The sequence below is a fragment of the Pseudomonas sp. RW409 genome (assembly GCF_003184125.1).
GTDB lineage: Bacteria > Pseudomonadota > Gammaproteobacteria > Pseudomonadales > Pseudomonadaceae > Aquipseudomonas > Aquipseudomonas chlororaphis_I.
In genome coordinates, this window is sequence record NZ_QHHP01000007.1 from 181698 (window position 1) to 199432 (window position 17735).

The 17735-nt window shown below is 59.9% G+C and carries 12 protein-coding genes; 9 read left to right on the top strand and 3 right to left on the bottom strand.

All coding sequences use genetic code 11. From position 1 onward, the window contains the following. Positions 1 to 206 precede the first annotated feature (206 nt). From DK261_RS08030 to DK261_RS08045, 4 genes are all read left to right on the top strand, one after another. Positions 207 to 2129 (top strand): PrkA family serine protein kinase, encoded by a 1923-nt coding sequence (locus DK261_RS08030; protein WP_007926124.1) that lies wholly within the window; start codon positions 207 to 209, stop codon positions 2127 to 2129. A 188-nt stretch (positions 2130 to 2317) separates the two neighbouring features. Further along, positions 2318 to 3589 carry a YeaH/YhbH family protein gene (locus tag DK261_RS08035; protein ID WP_009051164.1) on the top strand — a complete coding sequence of 424 codons (1272 nt, stop codon included), beginning with the start codon at positions 2318 to 2320 and terminating at the stop codon, positions 3587 to 3589. Next, on the top strand, positions 3586 to 5148 hold the full coding sequence (locus DK261_RS08040; RefSeq protein WP_009051165.1) for a SpoVR family protein: 1563 nt from the start codon (positions 3586 to 3588) through the stop codon (positions 5146 to 5148). The genes DK261_RS08035 and DK261_RS08040 overlap by 4 nt, the downstream gene beginning before the upstream one ends. A gap of 64 nt (positions 5149 to 5212) precedes the next feature. Next, positions 5213 to 6442 carry a multifunctional CCA addition/repair protein gene (locus tag DK261_RS08045; protein ID WP_009051166.1) on the top strand — a complete coding sequence of 410 codons (1230 nt, stop codon included), beginning with the start codon at positions 5213 to 5215 and terminating at the stop codon, positions 6440 to 6442. An 82-nt stretch (positions 6443 to 6524) separates the two neighbouring features. On the opposite strand, the gene folK is transcribed toward DK261_RS08045, so the two are convergent. Further along, positions 6525 to 7043: a 2-amino-4-hydroxy-6-hydroxymethyldihydropteridine diphosphokinase gene (folK, locus tag DK261_RS08050; RefSeq protein WP_009051167.1), complete on the bottom strand. Its 519-nt coding sequence runs from the start codon at positions 7041 to 7043 to the stop codon at positions 6525 to 6527. After that, positions 7034 to 7387 (bottom strand): dihydroneopterin aldolase, encoded by a 354-nt coding sequence (gene folB, locus DK261_RS08055; RefSeq protein ID WP_007926118.1) that lies wholly within the window; start codon positions 7385 to 7387, stop codon positions 7034 to 7036. Before folB ends, folK begins: the two co-directional genes overlap by 10 nt. A gap of 74 nt (positions 7388 to 7461) precedes the next feature. Between folB and plsY the strand changes: the two genes are divergently transcribed. Continuing rightward, positions 7462 to 8031, top strand: coding sequence for a glycerol-3-phosphate 1-O-acyltransferase PlsY (plsY, locus tag DK261_RS08060; protein WP_009051169.1), 570 nt, complete (start codon positions 7462 to 7464; stop codon positions 8029 to 8031). Between the two features lie 41 nt (positions 8032 to 8072). Here plsY and tsaD read toward each other — a convergent pair whose 3' ends face one another. Beyond that, positions 8073 to 9098: a tRNA (adenosine(37)-N6)-threonylcarbamoyltransferase complex transferase subunit TsaD gene (gene tsaD / locus DK261_RS08065; protein ID WP_009045890.1), complete on the bottom strand. Its 1026-nt coding sequence runs from the start codon at positions 9096 to 9098 to the stop codon at positions 8073 to 8075. A 200-nt stretch (positions 9099 to 9298) separates the two neighbouring features. On the opposite strand from tsaD, the gene rpsU reads away from it, so the two are divergent. From rpsU to DK261_RS08085, 4 genes are all read left to right on the top strand, one after another. Continuing rightward, positions 9299 to 9514 (top strand): 30S ribosomal protein S21, encoded by a 216-nt coding sequence (gene rpsU / locus DK261_RS08070; RefSeq protein ID WP_002551877.1) that lies wholly within the window; start codon positions 9299 to 9301, stop codon positions 9512 to 9514. Between the two features lie 469 nt (positions 9515 to 9983). Next, positions 9984 to 11948, top strand: a complete 1965-nt coding sequence (gene dnaG / locus DK261_RS08075; protein WP_009051170.1) for a DNA primase — start codon at positions 9984 to 9986, stop codon at positions 11946 to 11948. Positions 11949 to 12015: 67 nt separating this feature from the next. Further along, positions 12016 to 13863, top strand: coding sequence for an RNA polymerase sigma factor RpoD (gene rpoD, locus DK261_RS08080; RefSeq protein ID WP_007926106.1), 1848 nt, complete (start codon positions 12016 to 12018; stop codon positions 13861 to 13863). Positions 13864 to 13985: 122 nt separating this feature from the next. Continuing rightward, positions 13986 to 17729 (top strand): bifunctional diguanylate cyclase/phosphodiesterase, encoded by a 3744-nt coding sequence (locus DK261_RS08085; RefSeq protein ID WP_009051172.1) that lies wholly within the window; start codon positions 13986 to 13988, stop codon positions 17727 to 17729. The last annotated feature ends 6 nt before the right edge of the window (positions 17730 to 17735 follow it).

A 17735-nucleotide genomic window follows, 5' to 3' on the forward strand; every position in this document is an offset into this window, starting at 1 on the left:
CTCCCCGATTCCGAACTATCCTTAGCCTCAGGCCATCCAATCAGGGGAGAGCCGGTACACCGGCGTGCGGGTCATCGGTACTAGCTTTCAAGGTCGATAGCTTTGAAAGTGTTCTGGGGGGTAAACAGCAGCCGGATTCCCGGTTGCATGCCAGCACTTGACTGACTGATCCGGCGTCGGCTCCACGTATCGAGCGAGGTGACGTCATGAGTATTTTTAGCCACTTCCAACAACGCTTCGAATCCACACGCCAGGAAGAGTTCTCGTTACAGGAGTACCTGGAGCTCTGCAAAAAGGACCGTAGCGCCTACGCGTCGGCCGCTGAACGCCTGCTTCTGGCTATTGGTGAACCAGAGCTGCTGGACACATCGACCAATTCGAGACTGTCACGGATCTTCTCCAACAAAGTGATCCGTCGCTATCCGGCCTTTGAGGACTTCCATGGAATGGAAGAATGCATCGACCAGATCGTCTCCTATTTCCGCCATGCCGCTCAGGGCCTGGAAGAGAAGAAACAGATCCTCTACCTCCTCGGTCCCGTCGGTGGCGGTAAATCATCCCTGGCCGAGAAACTCAAACAACTGATCGAGAAGGTGCCCTTCTACGCCATCAAGGGCTCCCCGGTATTCGAGTCGCCTCTCGGGTTGTTCAACGCCACGGAAGATGGCGCAATCCTCGAAGAAGACTTCGGCATTCCACGGCGTTACCTGAACACCATCATGTCGCCCTGGGCCACCAAGCGCCTGTCCGAGTTCGGCGGCGATATCAGCCAGTTCAGGGTGGTCAAGCTCTATCCCTCGATCCTCAACCAGATCGCGGTCGCCAAGACAGAACCGGGAGACGAGAACAACCAGGACATTTCCGCCCTGGTGGGCAAGGTCGATATTCGCAAGCTGGAGGAATTCCCGCAGAACGACGCCGACGCCTATAGCTATTCAGGTGCATTGTGCCGGGCCAACCAGGGCCTGATGGAGTTCGTCGAAATGTTCAAGGCACCGATCAAGGTGCTGCACCCATTGCTGACGGCCACCCAGGAAGGCAACTACAACAGTACCGAGGGTCTGGGCGCGATCCCCTTCACCGGTATCCTGCTGGCTCACTCCAACGAATCGGAATGGCACACCTTCCGTAACAACAAGAACAACGAAGCCTTCATCGACCGGATCTATATCGTCAAAGTCCCTTACTGCCTGCGGGTCAGCGACGAAGTCAAAATCTACGACAAGCTGCTGTTCAACAGCTCCCTGTCCAAGGCGCATTGCGCTCCCGACACCTTGAAAATGCTCGCTCAGTTCACCGTGCTCTCGCGCCTCAAAGAGCCGGAGAACTCGAACATCTACTCGAAAATGCGCGTCTACGATGGCGAGAACCTCAAGGACACCGATCCGAAAGCCAAGTCGATTCAGGAATACCGTGACGCCGCCGGTGTAGACGAGGGCATGAACGGCCTGTCGACCCGTTTCGCCTTCAAGATCCTGTCGAAAGTCTTCAACTTCGATCCCCATGAGATCGCGGCCAACCCGGTGCATCTGCTCTACGTGCTCGAGCAACAGATCGAGCAGGAACAATTCCAGGCGGAAACCCGCGAACGCTACCTGCGCTTCCTGAAGGAATACCTGGCTCCGCGCTACATCGAGTTCATCGGCAAGGAAATCCAGACCGCGTACCTGGAGTCCTACAGCGAATACGGTCAGAACATCTTCGACCGCTATGTGCTGTATGCGGACTTCTGGATTCAGGATCAGGAATATCGCGATCCGGAAACCGGCGAGATCCTCAATCGGGTCGCGCTCAACGAAGAACTGGAGAAAATCGAGAAACCGGCCGGCATCAGCAATCCGAAGGACTTCCGCAACGAGATCGTCAATTTCGTACTGCGAGCCCGAGCCAACAACAACGGCAAGAACCCAACCTGGCTCAGCTACGAAAAACTGCGGGTGGTTATCGAGAAGAAAATGTTCTCCAACACCGAGGATCTGCTCCCGGTCATCAGCTTCAATGCCAAGGCCAGCAAAGAGGATCAACAGAAACACAACGACTTCGTTACTCGAATGGTCGAGCGCGGCTACACCGACAAACAGGTACGACTGCTGTCCGAGTGGTATCTGCGGGTCAGAAAATCGCAGTAACCCGCCGGTTGCACCGGTTGTCGTTAGCCAGGAGCCTGTCTTAGCGATTTCTGCTACACAGGCTTCAGGAAGCGCGTTTGAACGTTCGCAGCGAGGCTCGGGCAGAGTACCGGCGGCAAGACACCTTACCGCACCCTCTCCCCGTCCGGGCCGCTTGCGAGCTTCAAGACCGCTTCTAAGGAGCAGTCATGAGTTATGTGATCGACCGACGTCTCAATGGCAAGAACAAGAGCACGGTAAACCGCCAGCGGTTTCTGCGGCGTTATCGTGATCACATCAAGAAGGCCGTCGAAGAGGCGGTCAGCCGCCGTTCCATCACTGACATGGAGCATGGCGAACAAATCAGCATCCCAGGCCGGGATATCGATGAACCCGTGCTCCATCATGGGCGCGGCGGCAAACAGACCGTGGTGCACCCGGGAAACAAGGAGTTCACGGCCGGAGAGCACATCGCACGCCCTCAAGGCGGGGGTGGCGGAGGCGGCCGGGGCAAGGCGGGCAATTCCGGCGAAGGCATGGACGAGTTCGTTTTCCAGATTACCCAGGAGGAGTTCCTCGAGTTCATGTTCGAGGACCTGGAACTGCCGAACCTGGTCAAGCGCAACCTGACCGGGACCGACACCTTCAAGACTGTCCGGGCCGGGATCAGCAACGAGGGCAATCCCTCGCGCATCAACATCATTCGGACGCTGCGCTCGGCCCATGCCCGGCGCATCGCCCTGTCCGGCAGCAGCCGGGCAAAACTGCGCGAAGTCAAAGAAGAGCTTGAACGCCTGAAACGCGAAGAACCGGACAACTTCGGCGATATTCAGGAAATGGAAGCGGAAATCGAGCGTCTCAGCGCCCGCATTCATCGGGTGCCATTCCTCGACACCTTCGACCTCAAGTACAACCTGCTGGTCAAACAGCCTAACCCCAGCTCCAAGGCCGTGATGTTTTGCCTGATGGACGTTTCCGGCTCCATGACCCAGGCCACCAAGGACATCGCCAAGCGTTTCTTCATCCTTCTATACCTGTTTCTCAAGCGTAACTACGACAAGATCGACGTAGTGTTCATCCGCCACCACACCAGCGCACGTGAGGTGGACGAGGAGGAGTTCTTCTACTCCCGGGAAACCGGCGGCACCATCGTCTCCAGCGCCTTGAAACTGATGCAGGAGATCATGGCCGAGCGTTATCCGAGCAACGAGTGGAACATCTACGCCGCCCAGGCTTCCGACGGCGATAACTGGAACGACGACTCGCCGATCTGCCGCGACATCCTGATCAACCAGATCATGCCCTTCGTGCAGTACTACACTTACGTGGAGATTACCCCGCGCGAACATCAGGCCCTGTGGTTCGAATACGAGCGCATTGCCGAAGCCTTTTCCGATACTTTCGCCCAGCAGCAACTGGTCTCGGCCGGAGATATCTATCCGGTCTTCCGTGAACTCTTCCAGCGCAGGTTAGTGACATGACCGCCAGAGAGCAGAAACGCCAGCCTATCTCCACCGGTTCGGAATGGACGTTCGAGCTGATCCAGGCCTACGACCGCGAAATCAGCCGTATCGCAGCGCGCTACGCCTTGGATACCTATCCCAACCAGATCGAAGTGATCACCGCCGAACAGATGATGGATGCCTATGCCTCTGTCGGCATGCCTCTGGGTTATCACCATTGGTCTTACGGCAAGCATTTCCTTAGTACCGAAAAGTCCTACAGCCGTGGCCAGATGGGGCTGGCCTACGAGATCGTGATCAACTCTGACCCCTGCATCGCCTACCTGATGGAAGAAAACACCATCTGCATGCAGGCACTGGTGGTGGCCCACGCCTGCTACGGCCATAACAGCTTCTTCAAGGGCAACTACCTGTTCCGTACCTGGACGGATGCCAGCTCGATCATCGATTACCTGGTGTTCGCCAAGCAGTACATCATGCAGTGCGAAGAGCGCCATGGCATCGATGCCGTGGAAGACCTGCTGGACTCCTGCCATGCCCTGATGAACTACGGAGTGGACCGCTACAAACGTCCTTATCCGATTTCCGCGGAAGAAGAACGGCGCCGGCAAAAGGATCGGGAAGAACACCTGCAGAAACAGATCAACGACCTGTGGCGCACCATTCCCAAAGGCACGGACAAGTTCAGCGACAAGGACAACGCGCGCTTCCCCGCCGAACCGCAGGAAAACATCCTGTATTTCATCGAGAAACACGCGCCGCTGCTGGAACCGTGGCAACGGGAAATCGTGCGGATCGTGCGCAAGATCGCCCAATACTTCTACCCGCAACGCCAGACCCAGGTGATGAACGAAGGCTGGGCAACGTTCTGGCACTACACCCTGATGAACGACCTGTATGACGAAGGCCTGGTGACCGATGGCTTCATGATGGAGTTCCTCGCCTCCCACACCAGCGTGGTCTTCCAGCCCGGCTTCGACAGCCCTTACTACAACGGTATCAACCCCTACACCCTGGGTTTCGCCATGTACCGCGATATCCGGCGCATCTGCGAAGAACCGACCGAGGAGGACCGCCGCTGGTTCCCGGAACTGGCCGGGACCGACTGGCTTTCCAGCATCAAGTTCGCCATGAGCAGCTTCAAGGACGAGAGCTTCATCCTGCAGTACCTGTCACCCAAGGTCATCCGCGACCTCAAGCTGTTCAGCATCCTGGACGACGACCAGAAAGACGACCTGCTGGTACCGGCCATTCATGACGAAAGCGGCTATCGGATCATCCGCGAAACCCTTGCCGCCCAGTACAACCTGGGCAACCGCGAGCCTAACGTGCAGATCTGGAGCATCGACAGGCGAGGCGACCGTTCGCTGACCCTGCGCCATCAACAGCACGACCGCAAACCCTTGGGCGACTCTACCGACGAGGTCCTCAAGCACCTGCACCGGCTGTGGGGGTTCGACATCCATCTGGAAACCCTGCAGGGCGACCAGGTGATGAAAACCCATCACGTACCGCCAAGAAGCGATCACAACGAAGGGGACTATGGCCGCCTGGACCTGGCGGTCATCCACCTCTGAGCGCATGACAAACCTCCGAAAGCTCGGCGCAAGGGTTATTCTGTCGGGCTAACGGAGGTTTTTTATGCAGATTTACAAGGTCGGCGGTGCGGTACGCGATCGCCTGCTGGGCAAACCGGTAACCGACATCGATTGGGTGGTAGTCGGCGCCACGGCCGAAGAAATGCTCGCCAAGGGTTTTCGCCCGGTGGGTTCGGACTTTCCGGTCTTTCTTCACCCCAAGAGCGGCGAGGAATACGCCCTGGCCCGCACCGAACGCAAGAGCGGTCGTGGCTATGGTGGCTTTACCTTTCACGCCAGCCCCGAGGTCACTCTCGAAGAAGACCTGATCCGCCGTGACCTGACAATCAATGCCATGGCGGAAGACGACCAGGGTGTTCTGACGGATCCGTATCACGGCCAGCAGGACCTGAAAAACCGCCTGCTGCGCCATGTTTCCCCGGCATTCGCCGAAGATCCCCTGCGCGTCCTGCGCGTTGCCCGCTTTGCTGCCCGCTACGCAGGACTCGGCTTCCGAGTAGCGCCTGACACCCTCGAGCTGATGCGCCAGCTCAGCGGATCAGGCGAGCTGGAAGCCCTGACGCCGGAACGCAGCTGGAAGGAAATCTCCCGCGCACTGATGGAAGATCACCCTCAAGTGTTCATCCAGGTACTGCGTGATTGTGACGCGCTCAAAGTCCTGCTGCCTGAAGTGGAGGCGCTGTTCGGTGTTCCGCAACCCGCCGTCCATCACCCGGAGATCGATAGCGGTGTGCATACACTGAGCGTTCTCGAGCAGGCGGCACTGCACAAGCAGCCATTGAGCGTGCGCTGGGCGTGCCTGTTGCACGACCTGGGCAAGGGCCTGACACCGCAAAGTGAATGGCCGCAACACATCGCGCACGAGCACAAGGGCCTGAAGCTGATCAAGCAGGTCAATGAACGCTTCAAGGCGCCACGCGACTGTCAGGAACTGGCGCTGCTGGTGGGTCAGTACCACACCCACGGCCATCGCGCCCTCGAACTGAAACCTTCGACATTGGCAGAACTGCTGCAGAGCTTTGACGTGTACCGGCGGCCGCAACGCTTCGAGGAGTTTATCGCCGCCTGTGAAATGGATGCTCGTGGCCGTCTCGGCCTGGAGGAGCGAGCCTATCCCCAGGCGGACTATCTGCGCGGCGCGGCCACGGCGGCGCGAACAGTCGCGGTACAACCGCTGCTGGAGCAGGGATTCAAGGGGCCGGAGCTGGGGGAGGCGCTGAAACGGGAACGACTGAAGGCGCTGAAGGCCTACAAGGAACAGTACTCACAGTAAGAAACATCACGAGCAAGCGCCGCCATAGGAGCCAGCTTGCTCGCCAGCCGATCGCTGTCAGCCAGAACTGCGCCAGCCAGGGCTATCCCAGCTCCGGCGGCGTCAGCTGCCTGCCCCGCCACTCGAATGCCACGGGCGCCAGCACCTGGTCGATCCGGGCCTCGTGCCAGAGGGTAGCGAAGTCCTGCCCCGCCAGCGGATGAACCCGCCCCGGCGCCATCAGCGACAAGGGCCAAAGCACAAAGGCGTTCTTCAGAATTTCTGCACGCGGCAGGATCAAACCGTCGAAATTGCCCACCAGATCACCGTACAACAGCACATCGATATCCAGCGGCAAGCCTTTGCGGTCCGGGGCATAACGACCGTTGTCCGCTTCAATGAACTTCAATCGACGGTCCAGCTCCATCAGCGGCAGATCGGTAAAGCCCGAAACCACCAGATTGAAGAACGGCCCGCTCTTGATCCCCACCGGCTGGCTTTCGAACACCGCCGAGCAGCGCATATCCAGCAGGAAGCCCGCCAGGGCATCGAGCCCGGCCAGCAGATGGGTTTCACGCTCGATATTGCTGCCGAGCCCAAGAAATACCTGAGTTAGCGACATCCGCGCTCGATCTCCACGCCAACACCTTTGGCGGCCGCGACAGCACCGGGTTTGGTCAGCTTGAGGTGCAACCAGGGAATATGGAACTCGCTCATCAGGACCTCCGCCAGACGCTCGGCAAAGGTTTCCACCAGTTGGAATTGCGCCTGCTCGGCAAACGCCTGGATCCGCGAAGACACGCTGGCATAGTCGAGCGCCAGGGTCAGGTCGTCACCGGCGGCGGCCGGGCGGTTGTCCCAGGCGAAGCTCAGGTCAAGGCGCAGGCACTGCCGGATGCCTCGCTCCCAGTCGTAGGCACCGATCACCGTGTCGACTTCCAGGCCCTCGATAAACACTCTGTCCAAGCACTCTTCTCCGCAGCACGACAAGGGCGCAATGCGCCGTTAGAATCAGGGCGTCCTCGCCCGGAATAGTTAGCATGTTTTGGTTACTGGCGATCTTCGCCTACCTGCTCGGCTCGCTGTCCTTCGCCATCTTGCTCAGCCGCCTGACCGGTACACCCGATCCGCGAATGAGTGGCTCGGGCAATGCCGGCGCCACCAACATGCTGCGCCTGGCCGGCAAGAAACTGGCGGTACTGACCTTGCTCGGCGATCTGCTCAAAGGGCTGTTGCCCGTGCTGATCGCCAGTCTCGCAGGCCTTTCACTCCAACAACAGGCCTGGATCGGGCTCTACGCCGTACTGGGCCATCTGTTCCCGGTGTACTTCCGCTTTCGCGGCGGCAAGGGTGTCGCCACCGCCGCCGGGATGCTGCTGGGGCTTTACCCACCAGCGGCGCTCCTGGCCATTGCCGCCTGGCTCCTGACCTTCTACCTGACCCGCACCAGCTCGCTGGCGGCCCTGATCGCCACGCCCCTGACCTTGCCATTGCTGGCCTGGCAGGCACCAGCAGCGCTGCTGCCGATGAGCGTCCTCACACTGCTCATCGTCTGGCGCCACCGCGGCAATCTACGCGACCTGTTTGCCGGGCGCGAACGGCATTTCTGAATCCTGAAGATGAACCGGGCTCAGGTCAGTTTGATACCGACTCACAACGGCGACAGCTGCTCCATCGGCCAACGCGCCTGCACACTGATCGCCAGGCTTTCCTGCTGACCTGCCTGCAAACGCTGGCAACCAGCAAACGCGATCATCGCGCCGTTGTCGGTGCAGAACTCAGGACGGGCGTAAAACACATTCCCTTTCATCTCGCCGAGCATTTTTTCCAGCGACGCACGCAGCGCCTTGTTGGCGCTCACGCCGCCAGCGATTACCAGCCGCTTGAGTCCCGCCTGCTTCAAGGCTCGCTTGCATTTGATGGTCAGAGTTTCCACCACCGCCTGCTGGAAGGCGAGCGAGATGTCGCAACGGGTTTGCTCGCCGTCGTCCCCAGCGCTGACGCATTGTTGCCAGGTGTTCAGGGCGAAGGTTTTCAAGCCGCTGAAGCTGAAATCCAGCCCCGGACGATCGGTCATCGGCCGCGGGAAGACAAAGCGCCCGGCCACGCCTTGTGCGGCCAGGCGAGCGATTTCCGGACCACCCGGATAATTCAGGCCGATCATCTTCGCCGTCTTGTCGAAGGCTTCACCGGCAGCATCATCCAGGGTTTCGCCCATCAGCTCGTACTGGCCGATGCCATCGACCCGCACCAGCTGCGTGTGGCCACCGGAAACCAGCAAAGCGACGAACGGAAATTCCGGCGGTTGTTCTTCCAGCATCGGGGCCAGCAGGTGGCCTTCCATATGGTGCACACCCAGCGCCGGGATACCCCAGGCGAAGGCCAGCGCCTGGGCGCAGGAGGCACCCACCAGAAGGGCTCCGACCAGGCCGGGGCCCGCGGTATAGGCAATGGCGTCGATTTCAGTCGGTACGCAGTCCGCCTCGGCCAGGACCTGACGAATCAGGGGCAGCATGCGCTTGACGTGATCGCGAGAGGCCAGCTCCGGCACCACGCCACCATAGGCCCGATGCAGGTCGATCTGACTGAACAGCGCGTCGGCCAGCAGGCCCCGCTCGCTGTCGTAAAGCGCGACGCCGGTTTCGTCGCAGGAAGTTTCTAATCCCAGTACTAGCATGGGTTTGCGCCTTGTAGAGGCTAAATTCGAAGGCGCGCATAATAGTCGCCACTCCCTCAGCCGACCAGCGGTTTTCGATCAGAGGCTTTGCATTCCGAGCGATGAGGGGTTAACATCCGCAACCCTTAAAAACCGACGACCTCAGCCGCGATTTTTGCGACGAGAACGTTGACCCCGGTAATGAATGAAGGTAGCTCTGGATGCCAGCCGTCAAAGTTAAAGAGAACGAACCCTTCGACGTAGCTCTGCGTCGTTTCAAGCGCTCCTGCGAAAAAGCCGGTGTTCTGGCTGAAGTTCGTAGCCGCGAATTTTACGAGAAGCCGACTTCCGAGCGTAAGCGCAAAGCAGCTGCTGCTGTTAAGCGTCACGCCAAGAAAGTTCAGCGCGAACAGCGCCGCGCCGTACGTCTGTACTAATACACAGACGTTCGCTGCAAGCTTCTGCCAAGCCCGGCCCTCAGCCGGGCTAATGGCATTTGCGGACAACGCTTGATGCTTCACCGTCAACGCCGCGCATGCGACCGAGACAATCCGCTTCACCACGTCAGACCTGGCTTCCTGCCAGCGGTGCACGTCTCTTCTGACGAGCCTTCCAAGGCTACTGACGAGCACACTTTTATTCTGATTCCTCAACAGACTCAGCCCAAGGCGCCCTTCTCCAGCGTCCGCTTATGAGCCATCCGAGACCTGTCGGACTCAGAGCAATATCTTCAAATAGTCGAAGACTGATTGAAACTAACGTCAGTGGACTTTCGGCAGATACACTTCCCGATAGCGATCAAGCCGACGACAGATGGTCGAACGCGCAGCCGTTGCGTCTCGAACAGCCCATTTTCGAAGCCTTCGCATTGGTCCAATTCTTTCGCGCAGTGATGACGAGAACGCCATGGCCGGGCTGATTCCCCAGAGCTTTATTGACGACCTTCTGAACCGCACCGACATCGTCGATGTTGTCAGCTCGCGCCTGCAGATGAAAAAGGCCGGCAAGAACTACACCGCCTGCTGCCCGTTCCACAAGGAAAAAACCCCCTCCTTCAGCGTCAGCCCCGACAAGCAATTCTACTACTGCTTCGGCTGTGGCGCGGGCGGGAACGCCCTCGGCTTCATCATGGACCACGACAACCTGGATTTCCCCCAGGCGGTCGAGGAACTGGCCAAAGCCGCCGGCATGGAAATCCCGCGGGAGGAAAGCGGTCGCTCGCACAAACCGCGGCAGCCGACCGATTCGCCGCTCTACCCGCTGCTGACCGCCGCCGCCGATTACTATCGACAGGCTCTGAAAAGCCACCCAGCCCGCAAGGCAGCAGTCGATTACCTCAAGGGCCGCGGCCTGACCGGCGAGATCGCCCGCGATTTCGGCCTCGGCTTCGCACCGCCCGGCTGGGACAATCTGTTCAAGCACCTGAGCAGCGACACCCTGCAGCAGAAAGCCATGATCGACGCCGGCCTGCTGATCGAAAACGCCGAAACCGGTAAACGCTACGATCGCTTTCGCGACCGAGTGATGTTTCCGATCCGCGACAGCCGCGGCCGGATCATCGCCTTTGGTGGCCGGGTACTGGGCGACGACAAACCGAAATACCTGAACTCGCCGGAAACTCCGGTGTTTCATAAGGGCCAGGAGCTTTACGGCCTGTTCGAGGCTCGCAAGAACAACCGCAACCTCGACGAAATCATCGTCGTCGAAGGCTACATGGACGTGATTGCCCTCGCCCAACAGGGCCTGCGTAACGCCGTTGCGACCCTGGGCACCGCCACCAGCGAAGAACACCTCAAGCGCCTGTTCCGCATCGTGCCCAGCGTGCTGTTCTGCTTCGACGGCGACCAGGCCGGACGCAAGGCCGCCTGGCGCGCACTGGAGGCGACCCTGTCCAGCCTGCAGGACGGTCGCCGGGCACGCTTCCTGTTCCTTCCCGAAGGGGAAGACCCGGATACCCTGGTGCGTTCCGAGGGCACAGATGCCTTTCGCGCACGCATCAATCAACACGCTCAACCGCTGGCCGATTATTTCTTCCAGCAACTGACCGACGAAGCGGATCCACGCTCGCTCGAGGGCAAGGCTCACCTGGCCACTCTCGCCGCACCGTTGATCGACAAGGTCCCCGGAGCCAACCTGCGGACCCTGATGCGCCAGCGCCTCAGTGAAATTACCGGGCTCAACAACGAGACCGTCAACCAGTTGGTGCACAGCGCCCCACAAGAAGCACCTCCGGTGTATGACGCTGGCATCGATTACGACGGCATACCGGACTATGTCGACTACCACGAGCCGCAAGAAGCCTATGTGCCGCAGCAGGAATGGACGCCAAAGAAAAGCGGCGCGGGCGGCAAGAAGTGGGAGAACAAGCCCTGGGACAAAAAGGGCAAGCGCAATGGCGATCGTGATCAGCCACGTGCCCCGCGCGTCCCGGCCGCCGTCGAACCCCCAACACTGTCAGCCCTTCGAACATTGCTGCATCACCCGCAACTGGCCGAGAAAGTTGAAGACGCCGGGCATTTCGCTGCCGACGACAACACCAATACCCAGTTGCTGGTCGCCTTGATCGAAGCCGTGCAGAAAAATCCTAAGCTACGCTCTATTCATCAACTGATGGCGCGCTGGCACGGCACTGAACAGGGCCGCCTGATCAAGGCGCTGGCAGAAAAGGAGTGGTTGATTGAGGGCGACAACCTTGAACAACAGTTTTTCGACACCATTAAAAGCTTGTCCGCTCGTCAACGTGAGCGTGTTTTGGAACAACTTCTCAGGAAATCGCGTCAAAGCGAATTGAGTGGCGAAGAAAAAATTCAGCTACTCGAGCTTTTAAAACGCAATGTTCCCGCATCAAACCCGACCTCAACTGGCGCGTGAGGTCATAGCTCGGGTATAATCCTCGGCTTGTTTTTTGCCCGCCAAGACCTTCAGTGGATAGGGTGTTATGTCCGGAAAAGCGCAACAGCAGTCTCGCCTCAAAGAGTTGATCAGCCGTGGTCGTGAGCAGGGTTACCTGACTTACGCGGAGGTCAACGACCACCTGCCGGAGGATATTTCAGATCCGGAACAGGTGGAAGACATCATCCGCATGATCAACGACATGGGGATCAACGTATTCGAGAGTGCTCCGGATGCGGATGCCCTTTTGTTGGCCGAAGCCGATACCGACGAAGCAGCAGCTGAAGAAGCCGCCGCAGCGTTGGCGGCCGTGGAAACCGACATTGGTCGCACTACCGACCCCGTGCGTATGTACATGCGCGAAATGGGAACGGTAGAGCTGCTCACACGTGAAGGCGAAATCGAAATCGCCAAGCGTATCGAAGAGGGCATCCGTGAAGTGATGGGCGCGATCGCGCACTTCCCTGGCACGGTTGAGCACATCCTCTCCGAATACACTCGCGTCACCACCGAAGGTGGCCGCCTGTCCGACGTCCTGAGCGGTTACATCGACCCGGACGACGGCATCGCGCCGCCTGCCGCCGAAGTACCACCGCCTGTCGATGCCAAGGCCGCAAAAGCGGACGACGACACCGACGACGATGACGCCGAAGCCAGTGACGACGAAGAAGAAGCCGAAAGCGGTCCGGATCCGGTCATCGCAGCCCAGCGCTTTGGCGCCGTTGCCGACCAGATGGAAATCACCCGCAAGGCGCTGAAGAAGCACGGTCGCGAACACAAGCAAGCCCTGGCTGAAATGCTGGCCCTGGCTGAACTGTTCATGCCGATCAAACTGGTTCCGAAGCAATTCGAAGGCCTGGTTGAACGTGTTCGTAGCGCCCTGGATCGCCTGCGTCAGCAAGAGCGCGCGATCATGCAGCTCTGTGTTCGTGATGCCCGCATGCCACGCGCCGACTTCCTGCGCCAGTTCCCTGGCAATGAAGTGGACGAAAGCTGGTCCGACGCGCTGGCCAAAGGCAAGGCCAAGTACGCCGAAGCCATCGGCCGCCTGCAGCCGGACATTATCCGTTGCCAGCAGAAGCTGACCGCGCTTGAGACCGAGACCGGCCTGACGATCGCCGAGATCAAGGACATCAACCGTCGCATGTCGATCGGCGAGGCCAAGGCCCGTCGCGCGAAGAAAGAGATGGTCGAAGCCAACCTGCGTCTGGTGATCTCCATCGCCAAGAAGTACACCAACCGTGGCTTGCAATTCCTCGACCTGATCCAGGAAGGCAACATCGGTTTGATGAAAGCGGTAGACAAGTTCGAATACCGTCGCGGCTACAAATTCTCGACTTATGCCACCTGGTGGATCCGTCAGGCGATCACTCGCTCGATCGCCGACCAGGCCCGCACCATCCGTATTCCGGTGCACATGATCGAGACGATCAACAAGCTCAACCGTATTTCCCGGCAGATGTTGCAGGAAATGGGTCGCGAACCGACTCCGGAAGAGCTGGGCGAACGCATGGAAATGCCTGAGGACAAGATCCGCAAGGTATTGAAGATCGCTAAAGAGCCGATCTCCATGGAAACCCCGATCGGTGATGACGAAGACTCCCATCTGGGTGACTTCATCGAAGACTCGACCATGCAGTCGCCAATCGATGTCGCCACCGTCGAGAGTCTTAAAGAAGCGACTCGCGAAGTACTCTCCGGCCTCACTGCCCGTGAAGCCAAGGTACTGCGCATGCGCTTCGGCATCGACATGAATACCGACCACACCCTCGAGGAAGTCGGTAAGCAGTTTGACGTTACCCGTGAGCGGATTCGTCAGATCGAAGCCAAGGCGCTGCGCAAGCTGCGCCACCCGACGCGAAGCGAGCACCTGCGCTCCTTCCTCGACGAGTAATACCAAGACCCCCAGCCCTGCTGGGGGTTTTGTTTTGTGCAGTTTAAAACTCCCCGCGCCTCACTCCCTCCGAATTGCCCGTCTACACTCGAAACATTCCCCCGTGCCATAACGAGACCGTTATGCCCAGACTGCCGACCGTGCTGATGCTGTCGCTGCTCGCCTGGACCGCAACGGCTGGCGCACTGACGCTCACCGATGAAGAACGAGGCTGGCTTTCCGCTCATCCGGAGTTGCGCCTGGGCGTCGATGCATCATGGCCGCCCTTCGAATATCGCGATGAGGAAGGGCGCTACCAGGGCCTTGCGGCGGACTATATCCACCTGATCCAGGATCGCCTGGCGATCACGCTCAAGCCGATAGAACCCGCCAGCTGGAGCGAAGTGCTCGAAACCGCGAAAAAGGGCAATCTGGACCTGCTGCCAGGCATCATGTCGACCCCGGAGCGGCAAAACTACCTGGCGTTCACCCGCCCGTACCTCGATTTCCCCATTGTGATCCTGGCCCATAAAGGCGGCGCACAACCTCGCAAGCTCCCGGACCTGTACGGCCTGAAGATCGCCGTCGTGGAGAATTACGCCCCCCACGAACTGCTGCGCACCCACCATCCAGACCTGAATCTGGTCGCCCTGCCCAATGTGAGCTCGGCCTTGCAGGCGCTGGCCCTCAATCAGGTCGATGCCGTGGTCGGCGACCTGGCTTCCAGTGTCTGGAGCCTGCGACAACTGAAACTGGATGGGCTCTACGTCAGCGGCGAGACGCCCTACCGCTATCAGCTGGCCATGGGCGTCCCCCGCGACAGCAAGATACTGGTAAGCATTCTCGACAAGGTGCTGGCCGACATAAGCCCGGCGGAGGTCAACGAGATCCAGCAGCGCTGGGTGGGCAATGTGCTCGACCATCGTTCGTTCTGGTCGGACCTGCTGTTCTATGGCCTGCCAGGGCTGCTCCTGCTGTTTGCCGTGCTGGCGGCGGTGATCCGCATCAACCGCCGGCTGAGCTCCGAGATCGCCCGCCGCGTGGCCCTGGAACAGGAACTGCGCAGCAGCGAATACCATTACCGCGGCCTGGTCGAAAGCCTTTCGGCGATCGCCTGGGAAGCGCGCATCAGCGACTTCACCTACAGCTACGTGTCGCCCCATGCCGAGCAACTGTTGGGCTACCCCCTTTCGCACTGGCTGATTCCCGGGTTCTGGAGAAACATCATCCACCCCGCCGACCTGACGCGCGCCCAGCACTTCTGCGACCACGAAGTCCTGGCCGGGCGCGATCACAGCCTGGATTACCGGGTGATCACCGCCGATGGCCGCTGCCTGTGGGTGCGCGACATCGTCAGCCTGATCGAGCACGGGCATGAACCGATCATGCGCGGCCTGATGATCGACATCAGCGAAACCAAACGCACCGAAGAGGCCCTGCAACTCTCGGAACAGAAATTCGCTTCGGTTTTCCAGCAATGCCCGGACATCCTGGTCATTGCCCGCCTGTCGGATGGCTGCCTGCTGGAGGTCAACGAGGCGTTCGAGGAACAGATCGGCCTGAGTGCCGAGCAAGTCATCGGCCAAACGGCTACCGAGCTGAACATCTGGGGTATCCAGGGCGTCGGCCCCGGGCTGCTGCAGCGCTTGCAGGCCGGCAGTATCCGTAACCTGGAGATGCCCTTTCGGCGCAGCAATGGCCAACTGTTCACCGGACTGATCTCCGCCGAACCCTTCGACCTCGACACCACGCCCGCCCTGGTCGTGGTAGTCCGCGACATCACTCAGTTGAAGGAAACCCAGCAGCAGTTGCAAACCTCCGAAGAGAAGTTCGCCAAGGCGTTTCACGCCTCGCCCGACGGCCTGCTGCTAAGCCGCCAGCGCGACGGTTTGCTGATAGAGGTCAACGAAGGTTTCAGCCGTATCACCGGTTTCAATAGCGCCATGTCCGTCGACCGTTCCACGCTGGAGCTGGGCATCTGGGTCAACCTCAACGAACGCCGGCAGATGCTCGACCTGCTGCAGCGGGATGGCTTCGTGCGCGACTTCAGCTGCCACATTCGCCGCAATGACGGCCAGATCCGCCTCTGTGAGCTCTCCAGCCGGCCGCTGCCGATCGGCGACGAGGATTGCATGCTGACCATCGCCCGCGACATTACCGAGCGCCACCTGATGCAGGAGAAGCTGCAACAGGCCGCCACCGTGTTCGAGAGCACCGCCGAAGGCGTACTGATCACCGATACCCAGCAGCACATCAGCGCGGTCAACCGGGCGTTCACCGAAATCACCGGCTACAGCGAAACCGAAGCCCTGGGCCACACCCCGCGCCTGCTGGCTTCCGGCCTGCATGACAGCGCCTTTTATGCGGCCATGTGGCACCAACTGACCGCCGAAGGTCATTGGCAGGGGGAAATCTGCAATCGACGCAAAAACGGCGAGCTGTACCCCAGTTGGCTGACCATCAGCGCGGTGCGTAACAAAGACCGCTTTATCACCCACTTCGTCGCGGTATTCGCCGATATCTCCAGCCTCAAGCACGCCCAGGCCAAGCTCGACTACCAGGCGCACCACGATCCGCTGACCGGCCTGCCGAACCGCACCCTGTTCGAAAGCCGCCTGCTGACCGCACTCAACAGCCAGCAGGAGAACGGCGGCCAGGGCGCCGTGCTGTTTCTCGATCTGGATCGCTTCAAGCACATCAATGACAGCCTCGGCCACCCGGTCGGCGACCTGCTGCTCAGGGGCATTGCCGTGCGCCTGAAAGAACAGCTGCGGGACATCGACACCGTGGCCCGCCTGGGCGGGGACGAGTTCATCATCCTGCTGCCCGGGCTGCAGCAGCCCAGCGATGCCGACCACATCGCCAACAAGCTGCTGAACTGCTTCACTGCCCCGTTCCAGGCGGGTGAGCATGAGTTCTTCATCAGCGCCAGCATCGGTACCAGCCTCTACCCCAAGGACGGCTGCGACGTGGCCACGCTGGTCAAGAATGCCGACGCCGCCATGTACCGCTCCAAGGCCAAGGGGCGCAACCGGGTCGAAAGCTATACCCGCGACCTGACCGCCCAGGCCAGCGAACGCGTGGCCCTGGAACATGAACTGCGGCGAGCCATCGAGCGTAACGAGCTGTACCTCTACTACCAGCCCAAGATCAGGCTGGGCGACCAGGCGCTGGTGGGTGCCGAGGCGCTGATTCGCTGGCATCACCCGACCTTCGGCGATGTCCCACCCGAGCACTTCATCCCCCTGGCCGAAGAGAACGGCATGATCCTGCAGATCGGCGACTGGGTGCTGGAACACGCCTGCCAGCAGCTGCGCAAGTGGAACGAGAGCTACGAGAGTTTCGGCCCGCTCTCGGTCAACCTCGCCGGCGCCCAGCTGCGCCAGCCGAACCTGCTGGGGCGGATTGAACAACTGCTGAAAGACAACCGCCTCAAACCCGGCTTCCTGCAGCTGGAAATTACCGAAAACTTCATCATGAGCCAGGCCGAGGAGGCCCTGGAGGTGCTGCACCAGCTCAAGCGCCTGGGCGTTCAGCTGGCCATCGACGATTTCGGTACCGGCTACTCGTCCCTGAGCTACCTCAAGCGCCTGCCGCTGGATTTCCTCAAGATCGATCAATCTTTCGTCCGCGGCCTGCCCGATGACCCGCACGATGTGGCGATCGTGCGGGCCATCATCGCCCTGGGCCGCAGCATGCAATTCACCGTGATCGCCGAAGGCGTGGAAACCCATGACCAGCAGGTATTTCTCGGGAACGAAGGCTGCGAACAGATCCAGGGCTACATCATCAGCCTGCCGCTGAGCGCCGACGAATTCGCCGCGACCTTTCTGCGCCTTCCCGTTTCGGATTTTTCGGATAGCACAGCCGAGAAACCGTCGCTATAATCCGCG